We start from the raw sequence: 1,382 nt of genomic DNA, 5'->3' as shown, positions 1-1,382 counted from the left end.
TCCTCCTTGTCCCCTTGTCCCCTTGTCCCTTCGTCCCCCTACTTCCTACTCCCCACTCCCCCTAAAAAACTCGGTATTTTAAATCAAACTAGGATTGATACCCGCAATTCCCTACAATTAAAGGAGTATTTCCTGAAGAGTATTGAGCCTGCGTATGGCAAAAACCGTTGCCGATGTCATGAGTCCTGACCCTATTGTTGTGGCTCCCCAAACGCCCGTCAAGGAGGCGATGAAAATTCTTTCTGAACAACGTATCAGCGGCTTGCCGGTGGTTGATGAAGCAGGCAAATTGGTGGGCGTCATCTCAGAAACAGACTTGTTGTGGCAAGAGACGGGCGTAGAACCTCCCGTTTATATCGTGTTTTTAGATAGCGTGATTTACTTAGAAAACCCAGCCCGTTATGATCAAGAACTCCACAAAGCTCTTGGGCAAACGGTTGGGGAAGTGATGAGCCACGATACAGTCACCATCCAGCCTAATCAACCCTTGCGAAAAGCCGCCAAGCTGATGCAGGAACAATCAATCCGCCGTCTGGCAGTCACCGACGATGGGGGTAAAGTCATTGGCATCCTGACGCCCGGAGATATTGTTCGGGCAATGGTTGCTGAACTTGAGGAGTGAAATCCTACTGCCAACCCCCAGCCCTACGTCATTGTTTGTAGCCAAAAACCCTTAACAAGTAAAATTTACCAATGTCAGTTAATCGTGAGTCTGTCCAACAGTTGCTGAATTCTGAAGACTTCGGCGATCGCATCAGTGGGGTTAATCAGCTACGCCAGCTAGAACCCTCAGTGGCATTTGAGTTAATCAAACCTGTTGTGACTGACAGTAATGCTCGTGTCCGCTATGCCGCAGTCAGCCAGTTTGATACTCTGGGGAATCAAGATTTACAAAAGTCCCTGGCATTATTGCGCGATCGGCTTTTTAATGATTCAGAAGCTGACGTGCAAGCAGCAGCGGCTGACTCCTTGGCAGCTTTGAAGCTTACAGAAGCCTTTGAAGACTTGCAACAGCTTTATCACCAGAGTTCGGAGTGGCTAGTGCAGTTTAGTATTATTGCCGCTTTGGGAGAACTTGGCGATCCGCGTTCTTTTCCACTTTTAGAAGAAGCCCTCAGCTCTGATATCAGTTTGATACAAACGGCTGCGATTAGTTCTTTTGGAGAATTAGGCGATGCCCGCGCCGTACCGCTACTAGTTCCCTATGCTACCAATCCTGACTGGCAAATTCGCTACCGCGTAGCACAGGCACTTCAACGCTTAGGAGGTTCAGAGGCTCACTCAGCACTGGAAACTCTGGCAAACGATTCAGTCGAACAGGTAGCTCAGGAGGCTAAAAGGACTTTGGAATCAGCTTGAGATGGGGAGCGGGGGTGCGGGGG

The 1,382-nt window shown here is 49.2% G+C and carries 2 protein-coding genes; both read left to right on the top strand.

What is annotated here, in order from left to right:
- Positions 1-154 precede the first annotated feature (154 nt).
- Positions 155-622, top strand: a complete 468-nt coding sequence (locus IQ257_RS29615) for a CBS domain-containing protein (RefSeq protein ID WP_193882843.1) — start codon at positions 155-157, stop codon at positions 620-622.
- 71 nt (positions 623-693) lie between these two features.
- Positions 694-1,359, top strand: a complete 666-nt coding sequence (nblB, locus tag IQ257_RS29610; RefSeq protein ID WP_193933525.1) for a phycobilisome degradation protein NblB — start codon at positions 694-696, stop codon at positions 1,357-1,359.
- Positions 1,360-1,382 lie beyond the last annotated feature (23 nt).

It is taken from the genome of Coleofasciculus sp. LEGE 07092 (genome assembly GCF_015207375.1).
Taxonomy (GTDB): Bacteria; Cyanobacteriota; Cyanobacteriia; order Cyanobacteriales; family Coleofasciculaceae; genus LEGE-07092.
The sequence above is the reverse complement of the archived record's forward strand: the minus strand, read 5'-3'. Positions and strand labels throughout refer to the sequence as shown.

What these genes read in the sequence shown, in the direction of transcription:
- nblB (WP_193933525.1), top strand. Translation starts at nt 694, where the DNA reads ATGTCAGTTAATCGTGAGTCTGTCCAACAGTTGCTGAATTCTGAAGAC.
- IQ257_RS29615 (WP_193882843.1), top strand. Translation starts at nt 155, where the DNA reads ATGGCAAAAACCGTTGCCGATGTCATGAGTCCTGACCCTATTGTTGTG.